Source organism: Natrinema sp. 74 (assembly GCF_046097095.1).
Taxonomy (GTDB): domain Archaea; phylum Halobacteriota; class Halobacteria; order Halobacteriales; family Natrialbaceae; genus Natrinema.
The window spans coordinates 999,017-1,014,148 of record NZ_CP175698.1 but is presented as its reverse complement, the minus strand read 5'-3'; the positions used below and the strand labels follow the sequence as shown (position 1 = coordinate 1,014,148).

Here is a 15,132-nt window from a genome sequence, read left to right as displayed (position 1 = left end):
GATGCCGAGACCGACCGGCGGCGACTAGGTGCTGTCGATCCGATATGAGTGGTCGGCCGTGTCGCTGGTGTAGGCAATGGTGAGGTGGAGGAACACCGCGACGGTCAGCAGACCGACGTTCCACCAGGGCGAGTTATACCAGAGCAGATCGACCGACACCACCTGTTCGTAGACGGGCCAGAACGGTTCGATCGGTTGCGCGACATCCGGAGCCGAGAGCATGTCCGCGAACAAGTGACTGAGACCTCCCACGAGGAGCGCAGCGACAGCGAATACGAACAGACTCGTGGTATCGAACCGTTCGCTCTCGAGCCAGCGGTCGATCGGGCCGTCGAGTGCGCGGGCGACGACCGCACCGCCGAGGACGCTACTGGCGACGACGAAGGCGACCGTGTGGACGACGCCGTGGTGGTGGACCAATCTCGGGACGAGCCACTGGAGCCAGCGGTCGATGTCGGGGAGCAGCGCCGCCACGACGGCGAAGCCGATGAAGGCGAGGCTGACGCGCTCAGTCCAGACGAACCAGACCGGGACGGTCCAGAGCAGGCCCATCGCAATATGGCCCATTATGTCGACCATGGGAGCGGAATCTATGGGCTCAATCCGGATAACAGGCGAACCTGTCTCTGCACACCGATGATACGTAGCGACGTGGCGTCTTGACGTTCTGTGTTTCCGCCACCCCTCACGCGGTGTGGCCAGGTTACGACCATAGATCGAGCCCGAACGGATCGGGGAGTGCGACCTCGTTGGGCGTCAGATCGGGGACGAGGTCGTCCGGCAGCGCGTCCCAGCCGAGGTCGTCCTCGCCGGGAACGGCGTCGGTCTCGAAGCCGGGGTCGTCGGCCGGCGGCAGATCGCGGTAGGCCGACGGCGGCGCGTCGTGTGCATAGACACCGTCGGGGTGGTCGACCGCCCAGACGTGGAGCATACAGGGCGTTCGACAGGGGATGTCGAGTTGTCCGTCCCCGAACTCCCCCTCGTAGGCCTGCTGGTAGTACCACCACGCGAACCGTCCCGGGAGGCCGGTGTGGGCGTGCCACGGCGCACACCGGTCCCCGTCCTCCTCGTCGTACACCGCCGGCGGCTCGACGGCCTCACCGCCGCGCGTCGCGATGAACATCACGCCGAGCGACCGCCACGACTCGTTGTCGACGAGGACCGACTCCGGCCGTTCGGGATTCAGAATCTCGTCGTCGCCGATAAAACTCGGGCTGAGCCAGTGCGACCAGCTATCGTCTCCCGTCTCGAGCGTGTCGAAGTACGGTTTGAACCCCGCATCGACAAGCGTCCCGACATCGGGAAACTGGCGCTCGAGATGCTCGCTGACGGCGGCTCGGATCGACACCGTCGCCGGGTGGTCGTCTGTACAGCCCGCCGCGGTCGTTCCCGAACAGGGAGTCATCGCGGGCTCGAGGCTCGTCTCTTCGCAGCCCCCGTCTAACCCTCCGGCGACGTCGAGGCCCCCACCGTCACCGTCGGCCTGTGCCGTTCCGACGGTCGACAGCGCGACCGTCCCCGTAACTGCTCGGAGCAGCGCTCGTCGGCTGACGTTCGGATCGTCGGTCCCGTCGTGCATTCCAACGGATCGACACCGGCCACCGGTATGAAACCGTGTTGCCGATGAGCCGGACAGTCCCCGACGCCGACGGAGCGAAGCAGCGACTCGGACGCCGACGGAGCGGAGAGGCCGTCAGCCGAACTCCGGCTCGAGGACGGCTCCCGTGCCCGGCCGCTCGAGGTCCGACAGCGCGATCCGCCCGCCGGGCATCGGGACGCCGTCGGCGGGATCGTCGGCCAGCAGCAACGAGCCGTCGAGATCCGCGTAGTCCAGCAGCGGCGCGAGGTGGCAGGCAGCTGCGATCGAGGCGTTCGATTCGGTCATACAGCCACACAGCACCGCGAGGCCGTGGGCGCGCGCGGCGCTGATCAGTCGTCGTGCTTCCCGGAGGCCGCCACATTTCATCAGTTTCAGGTTCACGATATCACAGCGGTCCGCGACCCGCGGAACGTCCGCGAGCGTTCGGCAGGACTCATCGGCGGCGATCGGCAGCGCCGCCCGCTCGTGGACGAACGCGAGCCCCTCGGGGTCGTCGGCGGGGACCGGTTGTTCGACGAACGTCACGTCGAACGCGGCCAGTCGGTCGATCTTGCGGACCGCCTCGCGGGGCCGCCAGGCCTCGTTCGCGTCGACGAACAGCCGCGCGTCGGGCGCAACCGACCGGATCGCCCGGACGATCTCGAGGTCGCGGTCGGTCCCGAGTTTGACCTTCAGCGTCCCGAAGCCGCGTTCGCTGGCCGTCTCGGTCTTCGCGCGCATCGTCTCCGTCTCGTCGAGCCCGATCGTGTAGGATGTCTCGAGCGTCTCGTCGGGGTCGAGTCCCCAGCACCGGTAGAGCGGCACGTCGAAGCGCTTCGCGACGAGGTCGTGCAGGGCGATACCCACCGCCGCGCGGGCGCTCGGGTTCCGCCGGACCGTCTCGTGCATGCGCCACTCGATGCGCTCGAGTCGGTGGGGATCGCCGACTTCCTCGACGACCGAGAGCAGGTCGGGCAGGACGGCTTCGACCGTGGCGGCGGTCTCGCCGTAGCGAGCAGACGGCGCGGCGGCACCGATACCGACCGTTCCATCGCCGTCCGCAATCCGGACGAACACCGCGTCGGTCTCGGTCGTGGTCCCGCGGGCGATCCCAAAGGGGTACTCGAGGGGCAGCGAGCGCCGTTCAAACGCCGTCTCGAGGGTCATCCGAGCGCCTCGAGGACGTCGTCTGTTCCAAAGCGCAACACGTCGGTCGCGGGCGCGCCGAGCGCGTCGGCGTACTCCTCGACCGCCGTGTGGGCTGCGTCGTCCTCGAGGCCGGCGGTGTTTATCGTGCCGGCGACGACCTCGCTTTCCGCGACCGGCGCGGCAATGCTCTCGTAGAGATCGACGTAGGTCGGGATCGACGGCAGCGCGAACGACTCGTAGCCGTGAATCGTCTCGCGGCCGGCCTCGTGACAGAGGACGAGTTCGTCGGCCATCGAGCCGTGGAGGATTCCCAGCGTGACCGGCGAGTACGCCGGGTGGACGATGCTGCCCTGTCCTTCGACGAACAGATAGTCGTGGTCGTCGCCCTTCTCTGTGATCAGCTCCTCGACGGCTCCCGCGGTAAAGTCGCCGACGACGCGGTCGATCGGCGTCCCCCAGCCCTCGATGAGGATGCCGGTCTGTCCGGTCGGGATCACCGCGGCGTCGCGGCCGGCAGCGCGGGCGGCCCGCGCCAGCTCCATCGTCGTCGTCATCTTGCCGACCGAGCAGTCGGTGCCGACGGTGAGGATCACCTCGGCGTCGACCGCGCCGGCGACGCCGTCGGCGACGGTGAGATCGTCGGGCGGGTTCCGCACGTCTCGCAGTTCGCAGCCGTGTTCGGCCGCCAGCCGGGCGAACTCCTCGTCTTCTCCGAGGAAGTAGTGGAGCCCGGAAACGACGTCCCAGCCGTACTCGAGCGCCGTTCGAACGTCGTCGCGCCACGTCTCGTCGAAGCCACCGCCAATCGGCGCAATCCCGACGAGGAGGGCGTCGGCGGCGTCGGGGTCGAGGGCGGCCGTGTCGGCGACGATCGGAGCGTCCTGAACGTCGGAGACGAAATCGGCGACTCGCCGACCGGCGGCGTCCCTGTCGAGGACCGCGACGACGTCGTGGTCTGCGTATCGGAGGACCCCGAGGGCGGTCTTGGCCCGGTCGGGGAACTTCTCGTGGGCGAGGATCGCGACGCGCATAGCAAGACATAGACGAGCGGTCACTTAACGGTGGAGCCATCGGCGAGACGATCCCGACTCACCGTCGTCGGGCTTTCGTCGCGCTCGAGGGTGCTGCGGGACCGCAGAACCGCGCTGTGCAGCGCCAGCGTCGAGAACCGTCTCGAGTCGTTGCCACCCGTTCCACGTGACGAGTTCGAACGCGGACACACTCGATCGACCGTCCATCTTCGTCGATCGAATTCCCATCCTCGAGTGCGAACCCGTATCAGGCCGGCCTCAAGCACGCTCGAACCGCCGCCCGTGACGACCGTTTCGAGAGCGGTAACAATCGCTTTCGGCTCGGTTTCCTGTGCGGTTCGGTTTCACGTTTCGGAACGGTCGATGCGGGTCGGTCGCCCCCGATCAACGGGCAGTGCACTTATGTACACAGGCCGTGTCAACGAGTACCATGAATGGTGTCCTGAACGAGACGACTAACAAGATCCACAAACGCGAAGCCGGTCGGTCTGACTTCCAGACGAGTTGCGGGGCGACCTCTCACGTCGCACACGAGAACCTCCGACTGATGCCCGTCGAACGGGCGATCAGCGACACCGACGCGAACCGCTGCGGGCGCTGTTTCGCCGACGGCGACGGGTACTAACGACGACCGAGACTCCGTCAAAGCACCTGCAGTTCCGTCGTCCAGAAGGAGCGAACGGCGTCCTCGAGCGCCGGCTTCGGATCCCCGGTCGCGTCTACGGCGGTCGTCGCGGCCGGCTCGAGCGCTGATTCCTCGACGAGCGTATCGACGACGCCGCGCTGTCCGACGAGATAGAGGGGCGTTTCGGCCCGATCGCCGCCGCGTTCGTACGCGGCCAGCGCCTCCCGGCAGCGCTCGAGGTGGTCGTCGATCTGTCCGTCGCGAATCCGCTCGAATCGGGCCTGTGAGAAGCCGCCCTTCGAGTGGCTCCCTTTGACGTCGCTCTCGAAGCCGCGGTAGTCGACGCGCTCGTTGTCATCGTAGACGCCGAGTGCGAACAGGTCCGTTCGAACCAGCGCGAGCGCGTGACGGCCGGTCGGCAGGAACCACTCGCGCTCGAGGGCGAAGCGATCGTTCCACGTCGCCTCGCGGTTGGAACGGACCGGCGGCTCGAGGGTCACCGCGAGTAGCCCGGCGTCGTCGACACAACAGAGACACGGCGCAGCGTTATCGACGAGCGCGGTCCGGTCGCCGAGGACGTCGGCCAGGTCCGCCCGAACGGAGTCTGCGAGGCCATCGTCGTCGACAGCGACCGTCAGCGCACCTTCGGGGTCGGTCCGAAACGACTCGAGGCGGTCGAGGACCGCTTCGAGACGACCCCCGCGCAGGTGGTCGCGACGGCGAACGGCGAGCCCGGACTCGTCCTCGTCGATCCGCTCGAGTTCGCCCTCGAGTTGGGCGATGCGGTCCTCGAGCCGGTTACTTCGCTCTTCGGCGTCCTGTCGCGCGGTGGCGGCCTCGGCCCGACGCTCGGATTCGGCCTCGTAGCGCTCGCGCAATCGGTCGTTTTCCTCCTCGAGGTCGTCGATTCGTTCCTTGAGCGATGCGCGGCCGAGCAACTCGTCGAGCATCCGGCCGAACACGGGAAGCGAACCTACTTCTAGGTTCCGGCGGTAGGGTGGCCGTCGTCGGGCGATCCGTCGCGTTCGGGTCGCCAGTCACCGGTGAACGCGAGCAGTTGTCGCGCCCGCTCGCGACGCGCGAGGAACACCTCTCGGAGCGAGGGCGGGTTTCGAACATCGGTCCCCTCGAGCATCGATTCGGGCAGCGCGAGCGTGTTCGTCGGCACGTCCGCCGCGCCGTGGACGGGGAAGTGCCGGGTCTCGAGTTTCATGACCAGCGGGGTATCGAGGCGCTCGAGGCCGTCGCCAGTCGCGTACACCTCCTCGTTGATGCGCTCGTGTTGTTCGTCGTGCATGACTGGGTGGTTCCCGTCGGTCGGGGTCACGTAGAGGCGTCCGAGATAGTAGCTTCGGGAAAAGACCTCGAACATGCTAATTAGTACCACGGTTCGAACAAACATAACTGTTTCCGGATAGGTTTAAACCGGCGTGCTATCAGACCGGTCGCCGCGGCGTCGTCGGCTCGGCCTCCGGGCCGACGGCGCAATCTCTCTGACATCAGACCGGTTTTTCGGCGATTCGACGGTGTGTAGGCCGCGATTGACGAGACGAGAACCGGACGAAACGGTTCGAACAATCGCCCGAAATCGAGGCGGTTTTTCGGCGTCGACGACCCGTCGTGACGAGAATTGCGGACGCCTTGAACGCTCAAAACGAATTTCAGCCACTGCTTGGGACGATTAAACGGTACGAACGAAGGTCCGTCTTTTTAGTATATTCGGTCGGACAACTAACTAATGACCACCACCCGGTCGGTTGCCGTCCTCGTGGCCCTCGCCGTCGTCGGCCTCACGGTCGCGCCGCTTGCAAGCGGTGCAGTCGTGAGTTCGTTTACCGCGGCTGAAACCGGCCAGTCCGAGACGGCAACGACGAACGCGTCCGTCGGGACGCTGATGCAAGCGAGCGCAGCCGATACCAAGAACGCAGTCGAAACCGGCATGTTCGACGCCGCCTACGAAACGGCGGACAACGAGAGTCGAGCCGAGGTCGTTCGTGATCGAACGGCGACGCTCGAGGCCCAGTTGGACGGGCTGAAAGCCGACCGTGCCGAACTCCGAAACCAGAGCGAGAAACTCTCGCGAGGTGAGTACCGCGCTCGAATGGCGAAGCTGACGGTCGAAATCGCCAGCCTCGAGCGGTCGATCGAGCGAACCGAACGCCGCGCCGCCGAGGTCGGCGTCAGCGAGGACCGCCTCGCGGAACTTCGCAACACCGCAGCGACGATGCGGAAGAACACCGCTTCGAATGCCGGCCCCGGCGCTGCAGCGGTCGCTCGCGGGCTCTCCAAACGCAACGGCCCGCCCGACGGTGCCGGTCCGCCGGACGCCCATGGGCCCCCGAGTAGCACGCCCGGAAACGGCCAGAACGGTAACCAGGGAAACGGCCAGAACGGTAACCAGGGAAACGGCCAGAACGGTAACCAGGGAAACGGCCAGAACGGTAACCAGGGAAACGGCCAGAACGGTAACCAGGGAAACGGCCAGAACGGCCGATCACCGGGCACGCCGCCCGCTGACCCTGGAAATGGCAACGGCGGGACCGGAGCCGGCGCGGGCGGTCCCGGAAACTAACTCGTCGGGTCCGAGTCGGTCGCCGTTGACACGTCGTGCCCGGCGAGCAGACACGCTTTTCAGCGACGGTCACTAACCCCTCGCCGATGGACTCTGCCGCGTTGTTGGATCTACTTGGCAACGAAAACAGGAGGCGAATCCTTCGGCTGCTCGCTCGTAAACCCTGCTACGTCACCGAAATTTCCGACTACCTCGGCGTGAGTCCCAAGGCCGTCATCGAACACCTGCGAAAGCTCGAGGAGGCGGGGCTGATCGAGAGCCGCGTCGACGATCAGCGGCGGAAGTACTTTCATATCGCCCGAAACGTCCGGCTCGAGGTCACCGTCTCGCCGTACGGCTTTGCGAGCAAGAGCGCGTATCCGGCCAACAACAGCTTCGATATCACGACGTGTCGCCATCTCACTCTCGACGTCGCGTGGGACGACGCGGACGATCTAGACGAGTTGCTTGCCGCCTTAGAGGATCTCGAACGGCTCGAGAACGAACTCTCGCTGGCCCAGCGGTGGGTTCAGGGGCGGCTCTATAACGTCCTCGAGCAGATCTCGGACAACGTCGGTGCCGGTTCGGAAAGCCGAATCTACGCCGACCTGCTCGCGAGCATCCGCTCGGAGCCGAAATCGGTCGACGAACTCAGCGACGATATCGAAGCCCCGCGAAACGTCGTCGCCGACTTGCTCGAGGTGATGGCCGACAACGGCGTCGTCCGCCGAACCGAGCGGGGCTGGGAGCTGACGACGAACGGCTGAGTCAGCCGATGTCCCTCGAGAGCCCGTTGCGCAGGTCGCGACCGAAGTAGTAGGCTACGAGCGACGTGAGCAGTCCGACGGCCGCCCCGATCGCAACCACCGATCCGGCAGAGCCGGCCGCGATGAGAACGGCGTAGTTCAACACCGCCGCGACGCCGCCGACCGAGACGCCGGCGGCGCTCACCTCGAGGTAGCGGCGCTTCGACGTGATCAGGCCGACGAGGAACGCGACCGCGCCCATCCCGATCACGCGGCCGGCGATCGGCAACACGGTATCACCGGCCAGCAGACCGGCACCGACGACGAGGACGAGCGCGAGGAACGCCTTCGGCGAAAAGTACCGGCCGAGCGAGAGTCGCGATGTCACTGATGAGAGCAGCGACGACGGCGCGAACCGCGACGAACTGCCGTCGGCGTCGGGGCCGCGGTTGGCGTCCCCCTTGCGCTCGCGGTCGGTATCGAGATCCGGACCGGCGAACTCGTCGGACGAGTTCGGCCGGTCCGATGCGTTCTCAGGGGACGCTTCGCCCGCGCCGACGCCGGAGTCCGAGAGGAGCCGGTCGGTCTCCTCGAGGAGGTCGTCGGTACCGCGGCCGTCCCGGTTCCGGCTTTCGGTCACCTCGTCCGAACGGTCGCCCATATGTCAACGAAGGTTGCCCGTTGTCATGGACCTTTCCCTGGCCGCAGCGTATACGGGGACGGCCGTTCCACGGGAACCATGACCTGGGCTGCGACGGCGACGTTCGGGCTGTGCTCCGTCGGGGTCGGCGCGTTCATCTACGTGCTCATAGCGAACCTCGAGCCCCAGCCGGAGTATCCGGAACTGATGACCGACGCGCTGCGGCTTATCGGACTCGGAATCGCGCTTGCCGCAGTAGCGATCGGGATCGTCTTCCTCTGGTCCGCCGGGCAGGCCTACGCGTGGTGAGAGCGAGAACAATCGACGCGTCGGAGACGTCGCCGTCAGCGAACCGAGTCGAGCAGGAGCTTCTGTTCGACGCGCTTGACTTCGTGCTGGACGTCGCGGACGGCGTCGATGTTCGCGGAGATCGAGCCGATCCCCTCGTTGACCAGGAACTGGACCATCTCCGGCTTGGAACCCGCCTGGCCACAGATGCTCGTGTCGACGTCGTGGTCACGGCAGGTTTCAATGACGTCGCCGATCAGCCGCAGGACCGCCGGGTGGAGTTCGTCGAAGCGGCCGGCGACGTTCTCGTTGTTCCGATCCACGGCGAGCGTGTACTGGGTGAGATCGTTCGTGCCGAACGAGGCGAAGTCGATGCCCGCCTGGGCCATCTCCTCGACCGAGAGCGCGGCCGCCGGCGTTTCGATCATTGCGCCCCACTTGCGTTTCTCGGGGTCGATCCCGGCTTCTTTCATCAGCTCTTTCGCTCGATAGACGTCTTCGGCGTCATTGACCAGCGGGAGCATGATTTCGACGTTGTCGTAGCCCATCTCGTAGAGCCGCCGGAACGCCTCGAGTTCGTGGGCGAAGACGTCGGGTCGGTCGAGCGAGCGCCGGATGCCGCGGTAGCCCAGCATCGGGTTGTGTTCCTCGGGTTCGTCGGCACCGCCCTCGAGCTGGCGGAACTCGTCGGTGGGGGCGTCCAGCGTTCGCACGCGGACGGGGCGGGGATAGAACTCGTCAGCGACGCCGCGGATGCCGTCGACGAGTTCCGTGATGTAGGCGTCCTCGCCGTTCTCCTCGATGTAGTTGGCGGGCGTCTGGTTCAGCGAGAGGATCATGTGCTCCGTTCGCAGGAGGCCGACGCCGTCCGCGCCGGTCGCAGCCGCACGTTCGGCGGCTTCGGGAATCGAGACGTTGACCTTGACCTCGGTGGCGGTCATCGGCTTGACCGGCGACTGCGGACGGACCTCCTCGACGGGTTCGGTTTCCTCGTCGGGTTCGACTTCGGTTCCCTCAAGGACGGCGCCTTTGTCGCCGTCGAGGGTGACGACCTGGCCGTCCTCCAAGACGGTCGTGGCGTTGGTGGTGCCGACGATGGCGGGGACGCCCAGTTCTCGGGAGACGATGGCGGCGTGGCTGGTCATCCCGCCCTCGTCGGTGATGATCCCCGAGGCGCGTTTCATCGCGGGCACCATATCGGGCATCGTCATCTCGGTGACGATGATGTCGCCCTCGCCGACTTTCGCCAGATCGTCGAGCTTGGTAACGATCCGCGCAGGCCCGCTGACCGTCCCCGGACTCGAGCCCAACCCGTCGACGATTACCTCCCCCGAACTCGAGCCGCTCGAGCCGGACGTGGCACCGTTGGCGCCGTCGGCGGTCTGGACGCCGCTGCCGTCGGTTAGGCCCTTCGCGGCGTCGACGCTGCCGGTCGCCTCGGCGGCGTCGTTTCCGCCTTCGTCGATCGTGGTGATCGGCCGAGACTGGAGCATGTAGACCGCTCCGTCGACGATGGCCCACTCGACGTCCTGAGGTTCGTCGTAGTGGTCCTCGACGCGTTCGCCTAAGTCCATCAGCGCGTCGATTTCGTCGTCGGAGATCACGCGTTCGGTGCGCTTGTCCTCGGGAACTTCGCGCTCGACGGTCTGGCCGGTCTCCTCGTCCTTTTCGTGCATCACCTTCTTTTCGGCGACGGTGACGTCGACCGAGCGATCGGCGCGCTCGACGACGTAATTGTCCGGGGAGACGGCACCGGAGACGACGGCTTCACCCAGTCCCCAGGCGGCCTCGATGATCATCGTCGGATCGCCCGTCGAGGGATGGCTCGTGAACATCACGCCGGATTTCTCGGCGTCGACCATCTGCTGGACGACGACCGCGATATTCACGGCGGAGTGGTCGAAGCCCTGCTCCTGACGGTAGTAGATCGCCCGCTGGGTGAACAGCGAGGCCCAGCACTCGCGGACGCGATCGAGGAGGTCTTCCTCGGTGACGTTGAGGAACGTCTCCTGTTGGCCGGCGAAGGAGGCGTCGGGGAGGTCCTCGGCGGTCGCCGACGAGCGCACCGCGACGAAGGCTTCGCCGTCGCCGACCTCGCGGTAGCTCGCGAGGATCTCGTCGCGCAACTCGTCGGGGAATGGAGTCTCGAGGATGAGTTCCTGTGCGCGGTTGGCCGCGTCGGCCAGGGCGGCCGAGTCGTCGACGTCGACGTCGACGGCGGCGAACAGTTCCTCGTCGATTTCGGCTTCTTCGATGAACGATCGATAGGTCCCGGCGGTGACGACGAATCCCGGGGGGACGGGCAGCCCAGCGCCCGTTAACTCGCCCAAAGAGGCGCCTTTGCCGCCGACCTTCTCGAGGTCGCCGGCACTGATCTCGTCCAGCCAGAGTACAGCCATCTCTAGGTGCGTGGTCACTGGACCGAATAAAGAAGGTTGCGAACAGACGCTCGAAGTCGCAACTCGCGTCCGAATGAGTTTCTAACGCGCGAGGGAGCAGGCGGACTGTTCGATCGCTCCTATCGATGAACCGCTGTCATCGGACGACGATGCGCTCGCCCGACCGGCGCGAATCAGCCGTCAGGCTTCGAGGATCTCGTCCTCGTCGTCCTCGGGGACGACGATCGAACCCTCGAGCGCCGTCACGCCGTGGCCGCCGACCCGCACCACGTCGTCGAGGCGAACGCGGACCAGTCCCGGCCGATCGACGTAGTGGCCCTGCTCGAGGCGGAGTTCGTCGGGGAGATCGTCGTCGAACGCGCCGAAGTGATCGAGATACGCGCCGACGGCCCCGCTTGCGGTGCCGGTGACGGGGTCTTCCGGGACGCCGGCTCCCGGCGCGAACGTGCGGCCGTGCAGCGTCGAGTCGGCCTCGAGCGCGTCGAAGGTACAGAGGTAGACGCCGGCCGCGTCGACGTCGTCGGCCAGCGCTTCGATCGCGGCCATATCCGGCTCGGCGCTGCCGACGTCCGAGAGGTACGTGATCGGGACGATCAGAAACGACAGCCCGGTCGAAGAGACGGCCAGCGGGAGGTCGGCGCTCGCCCCCTCGAGCGCGGCCGCGTCGACGCCCAACGCGTCGGCGACGCGGTCGTAACCGACGTCGACCTCGCTGATCGTCGGCTCGTCCTGGGTCATCCAGACCGTGCCGTCATCCTCGACCTCGATCTCGAGGACGCCGACGTTCGTCTCGAGTGCGGTCGGTCCCGGCTCGAGGCCCTCGTCGCGGAGGTGTGCGAACGTCCCGATTGTCGCGTGGCCGCAGAGATCGACCTCCTGATCGGGCGTGAAATAGCGGAGTCGACGGTCGGCGGCATCGCTCGAGCGGAGAAACGCCGTCTCGCTGACGGCCATCTCGTCGGCGATCGCCTGCATCTGGTCGCTCGAGAGCCCGTCTGCGTTCGGGACGACGCCGGCCGGATTCCCAGTCAGCGGTTCGTCGGTGAAGGCGTCGACCTGCAAGACCCGAATCGTCTCCATACGATGTGGGTCGGACGACCGGCGTATCAATCCTCGGTCCCGCGGCCGTCCGGATCCCGGCGGCCGTCACGGCGGGTCGGCTACAGGTCCGTTATCCAGCCCGCGAGATCGTCGACGACTCCCTCGGCCACGTTGTTCTGAACGGCGTAGGCGAACTCCACCGACGGCCCCTCGCCGGGCATGAACAGGTGATTAAGGCCGCTGTAGGTGTCAAACGCCGTTTTGGACCCTCCCTCGAGTTCGGAGCGCCACCGCTCGAGGTCGTCGGCCGCGGTGACCTGAAAGTCGCGTTCGCCCTGGAGGAAGTACGCCGGCGCGTCGAGTCCCGCCGCGGTCTCGAGGTGGTCGTACGCCGCGAGGCTGTCCCAGAACGCGCCGGGTTTTCCGAGGAGCGTCGCCGTCGGCTCGTAGTCGCCCGACCGGACCCGGTCGATCTGATTCGTCCACTGGTCGTAGACGCTCGCCAGGTCGTCCCACTTGAGGGAGCCGACCGAGACTTTGTGCTCGAGTTGCTCGAGGGTCAGGTCGTGGTACGGTCGGGCCGGCGCGGCCAGGCCGACGAGCCCGGCGAGATTGCCGTCTCGGGCGGCGATCCGCGGTGCCGCGCGGCCGCCGAGGCCGTGGCCGACGACGACGATTCGGTCGGAGTCGACACCGTCGACGGTCCGCAGTCGCTCGACGGCGACCAGCGCGTCGTCGACGGTGACGCGATCGAGGGTGTACGAGCCGGGTTCGACCTCACAGGTGGGGATGCGCTTGTCGTATCGCAGGGTCGCGACGCCCTTCGAGGTGAGGCCCGCGGCCAGATCTTTGAACGCCCTCGTGCCGCCGCGGTCGTTGTTTCTGGTCCCCGCGCCGGCGTCGTGGACGAGGACGACACCGGGAACGTCCCCAGAATCGTCGGTCGGCGTCGCGACGGTTCCCGGCAGCGAACAGTCCGCGACCGAAAGCGTCACATCCTGCTCGGCGATCGCGTTCGGTTTGACGTACGACGGTCGGGCGTAGTCGTCGACGATCCCACAGCCGATGAGTCGCGACTTCCCGTCGACGACGGCGCGGAAGTCGTGGTCGCCGCGGTCGAACGAGAGCGTCAGATCGACCACCTCATGACCGCTTTCAGTCTTTTTCTTCGAGTTGGCGATCTCCTCGAACGAGCCGCTGACGGCCGTGTATCCCATCCAAAGCCGCTCGAGCCGGGCGGGATCACCGCGTCTGCTACGTTCCAATTTCGCGAACCGCTTGCTCGCCCGCTCGAAGTTCTCGTTCGCAATGTCGTCGATCAGCGCTGTCGTGACATCGGTGGGGGTACTCGAGCCGTCGTCGTCGTTGTTCGTTTCCTCGGCGAGTGGGTTGGAACAGCCGGCCATCACTGACGCCGTCGCCGTCGATACCGCCGCGAGTACGGTCCGTCGTCGGGGTGCCATCGTTGTCGGACCCTCCACGCTATGTCGGATAAGTACGAGGTCGATTCTCTGTGACTGTACTCGGCTTTGATAACCAACGGTCGACGGCTGTGCGGGCGTTTGTCAGGCCTCGAGCGCTGCCGCCGCGGTCGTCGGCGGTCAATCGTCGCTCGCTTCCTCGAGCGGATCGGTGTGATCGGCCATCGGCGGTAACTCGCCCGAGGCGTGGGTGCCGACGGGCGGCCGGTTGACCGACGCTGCGGGCGAGTCCTCGAGGTCGGTTCCCGCGCCGTCCTCGAGCGATTCCATGTCTCCGTCCGCGCGCGCGTCTTGGTCGATGCGCATTGAACAGAACTCGGCCCCGCACATCGAGCAAAAGCGGGCCTCCTTGTAGTTATCGCCGGGCAGCGTCTGGTCGTGGAACGACCGCGCGCGCTCGGGGTCAAGCGCAAGGCGGAACTGCTCGCGCCAGTCGAACTCGTAGCGGGCCTCAGAGAGCGCGTCGTCCCAGTCGCGCGCGCCGGGCCGTTCGTTGGCAACGTCGCCGGCGTGGGCAGCGATCCGGTAGGCCGCCAGCCCGTCGCGGACGTCCTCCTCCTCGGGGAGACCGAGGTGCTCTTTCGGGGTGACATAACAGAGCATCGCGGCTCCCGCCTGCGCCGCCATCGCGGCACCGATGGCGCTCGTGATGTGGTCGTAGCCCGGCGCGATGTCGGTCACCAGCGGTCCGAGGACGTAAAACGGCGCGCCGTCGCAGACCTCCTGTTGGCGCTCGACGTTCTCGGCGACCTTGTGCATCGGCACGTGGCCCGGCCCCTCAACCATCACCTGGACGCCGTGGTCCCAGCCGACGCGTGTGAGTTCGCCCAGCGTGTCGAGCTCGGCGTATTGGGCCTCGTCACAGGCGTCAGCCAGACAGCCCGGCCGGAGACTATCACCGAGGCTGAACGTCACGTCGTGCTCGGCGAAGACCTCACAGATCTCGGGGAAGAGCTGATACAGCGGGTTCTGCTCGCCGTGCTCTTCCATCCACTTGGCCATGATCGAGCCGCCCCGCGAGACGATCCCAGTCTTCCGGCCGTCGGTCAGCGGCAGGTGCTCGGCTAAGATTCCCGCGTGGATCGTCATGTAGTCGACACCCTGCTCGGCCTGCTTTTCGATGATCTCGAGCAGCAGATCTTTCGTGATGTCTTCGGGACTGCCCGCCTGCTTGACCGCCTCGTACAGCGGCACTGTCCCGAGGGGCACTGGCGAGTGGTCGATATGGGCCGCCCGGATCTCGTCTAAGTCGCTTCCCGTCCCGAGATCCATCACCGTGTCCGCACCGTAGTGGACCGCGGTGTGGAGCTTCTCGAGTTCCGTCTCGAGGTCGCTGGTCGTCTCGCTGTTGCCGATGTTGGCGTTGACTTTCGTCGAAAACTCCCGACCGATGATCATCGGGTCGAGCGCGCCGTGGTTGCGATTCGCCGGGATTACGGCCTGTCCCTCGGCGACTTGCTCGCGGACGAACTCGGGGTCGCGGTTCTCTCGCTCGGCGATGCGCTCCATTTCGGGCGTGACCGTTCCCTCGCGGGCGGCCTGGATCTGGGTGCGTGCCATCGATAACTAGGTTATACTACGGCGTTATAAATAGCTAGTTCC

General features: G+C 66.4%; 15 protein-coding genes. 4 read left to right on the top strand and 11 right to left on the bottom strand.

Annotated features, from left to right (window positions below):
* Positions 1–24: 24 nt before the first annotated feature.
* From ACJ70B_RS05035 to ACJ70B_RS05020, 4 genes are all read right to left on the bottom strand, one after another.
* Positions 25–579: a metal-dependent hydrolase gene (locus tag ACJ70B_RS05035; protein WP_408959319.1), complete on the bottom strand. Its 555-nt coding sequence runs from the start codon at positions 577–579 to the stop codon at positions 25–27.
* Between the two features lie 124 nt (positions 580–703).
* On the bottom strand, positions 704–1,579 hold the full coding sequence (locus ACJ70B_RS05030; protein ID WP_408959318.1) for a hypothetical protein: 876 nt from the start codon (positions 1,577–1,579) through the stop codon (positions 704–706).
* A 114-nt stretch (positions 1,580–1,693) separates the two neighbouring features.
* Positions 1,694–2,746: a dipeptide epimerase gene (locus ACJ70B_RS05025; RefSeq protein WP_408959317.1), complete on the bottom strand. Its 1,053-nt coding sequence runs from the start codon at positions 2,744–2,746 to the stop codon at positions 1,694–1,696.
* A complete protein-coding gene (locus ACJ70B_RS05020; RefSeq protein ID WP_408959316.1) occupies positions 2,743–3,759 on the bottom strand; it encodes a DUF1611 domain-containing protein in 1,017 nt (338 codons plus the stop codon). Before ACJ70B_RS05020 ends, ACJ70B_RS05025 begins: the two co-directional genes overlap by 4 nt.
* 430 nt (positions 3,760–4,189) lie before the next feature.
* On the opposite strand from ACJ70B_RS05020, the gene ACJ70B_RS05015 reads away from it, so the two are divergent.
* On the top strand, positions 4,190–4,384 hold the full coding sequence (locus tag ACJ70B_RS05015) for a hypothetical protein (RefSeq protein ID WP_408959315.1): 195 nt from the start codon (positions 4,190–4,192) through the stop codon (positions 4,382–4,384).
* A gap of 17 nt (positions 4,385–4,401) precedes the next feature.
* Here the strand turns inward: ACJ70B_RS05015 and ACJ70B_RS05010 are convergent, their stop codons facing one another.
* Both ACJ70B_RS05010 and ACJ70B_RS05005 read right to left on the bottom strand, forming a co-directional pair.
* A complete protein-coding gene (locus tag ACJ70B_RS05010; RefSeq protein WP_408959314.1) occupies positions 4,402–5,334 on the bottom strand; it encodes a Vms1/Ankzf1 family peptidyl-tRNA hydrolase in 933 nt (310 codons plus the stop codon).
* Between the two features lie 29 nt (positions 5,335–5,363).
* Positions 5,364–5,756, bottom strand: a complete 393-nt coding sequence (locus tag ACJ70B_RS05005; RefSeq protein ID WP_408959313.1) for a DUF5802 family protein — start codon at positions 5,754–5,756, stop codon at positions 5,364–5,366.
* A 366-nt stretch (positions 5,757–6,122) separates the two neighbouring features.
* Here ACJ70B_RS05005 and ACJ70B_RS05000 point away from each other — a divergent pair, with 366 nt between their 5' ends.
* On the top strand, positions 6,123–6,956 hold the full coding sequence (locus tag ACJ70B_RS05000; protein WP_408959312.1) for a hypothetical protein: 834 nt from the start codon (positions 6,123–6,125) through the stop codon (positions 6,954–6,956).
* Between the two features lie 86 nt (positions 6,957–7,042).
* Entirely contained in the window at positions 7,043–7,702 is a 660-nt protein-coding gene (locus tag ACJ70B_RS04995; RefSeq protein ID WP_408959311.1) for a metalloregulator ArsR/SmtB family transcription factor, read from the top strand.
* Position 7,703: 1 nt separating this feature from the next.
* On the opposite strand, the gene ACJ70B_RS04990 is transcribed toward ACJ70B_RS04995, so the two are convergent.
* Positions 7,704–8,342, bottom strand: a complete 639-nt coding sequence (locus tag ACJ70B_RS04990; RefSeq protein ID WP_408959310.1) for a DUF456 domain-containing protein — start codon at positions 8,340–8,342, stop codon at positions 7,704–7,706.
* A 78-nt stretch (positions 8,343–8,420) separates the two neighbouring features.
* Here ACJ70B_RS04990 and ACJ70B_RS04985 point away from each other — a divergent pair, with 78 nt between their 5' ends.
* A complete protein-coding gene (locus ACJ70B_RS04985; protein ID WP_408959309.1) occupies positions 8,421–8,630 on the top strand; it encodes a hypothetical protein in 210 nt (69 codons plus the stop codon).
* A 35-nt stretch (positions 8,631–8,665) separates the two neighbouring features.
* Here ACJ70B_RS04985 and ppsA read toward each other — a convergent pair whose 3' ends face one another.
* The 4 genes from ppsA to thiC form a co-directional block, all read right to left on the bottom strand.
* Complete coding sequence (gene ppsA, locus ACJ70B_RS04980) at positions 8,666–11,008, bottom strand: phosphoenolpyruvate synthase (protein ID WP_408959308.1); 2,343 nt, start codon at positions 11,006–11,008, stop codon at positions 8,666–8,668.
* A gap of 180 nt (positions 11,009–11,188) precedes the next feature.
* Positions 11,189–12,088 carry a PhzF family phenazine biosynthesis protein gene (locus ACJ70B_RS04975; RefSeq protein WP_408959307.1) on the bottom strand — a complete coding sequence of 300 codons (900 nt, stop codon included), beginning with the start codon at positions 12,086–12,088 and terminating at the stop codon, positions 11,189–11,191.
* A gap of 80 nt (positions 12,089–12,168) precedes the next feature.
* Complete coding sequence (locus ACJ70B_RS04970; protein ID WP_408959306.1) at positions 12,169–13,512, bottom strand: alpha/beta fold hydrolase; 1,344 nt, start codon at positions 13,510–13,512, stop codon at positions 12,169–12,171.
* A gap of 138 nt (positions 13,513–13,650) precedes the next feature.
* Positions 13,651–15,090 carry a phosphomethylpyrimidine synthase ThiC gene (thiC, locus tag ACJ70B_RS04965; protein ID WP_408959305.1) on the bottom strand — a complete coding sequence of 480 codons (1,440 nt, stop codon included), beginning with the start codon at positions 15,088–15,090 and terminating at the stop codon, positions 13,651–13,653.
* Positions 15,091–15,132: the final 42 nt, after the last annotated feature.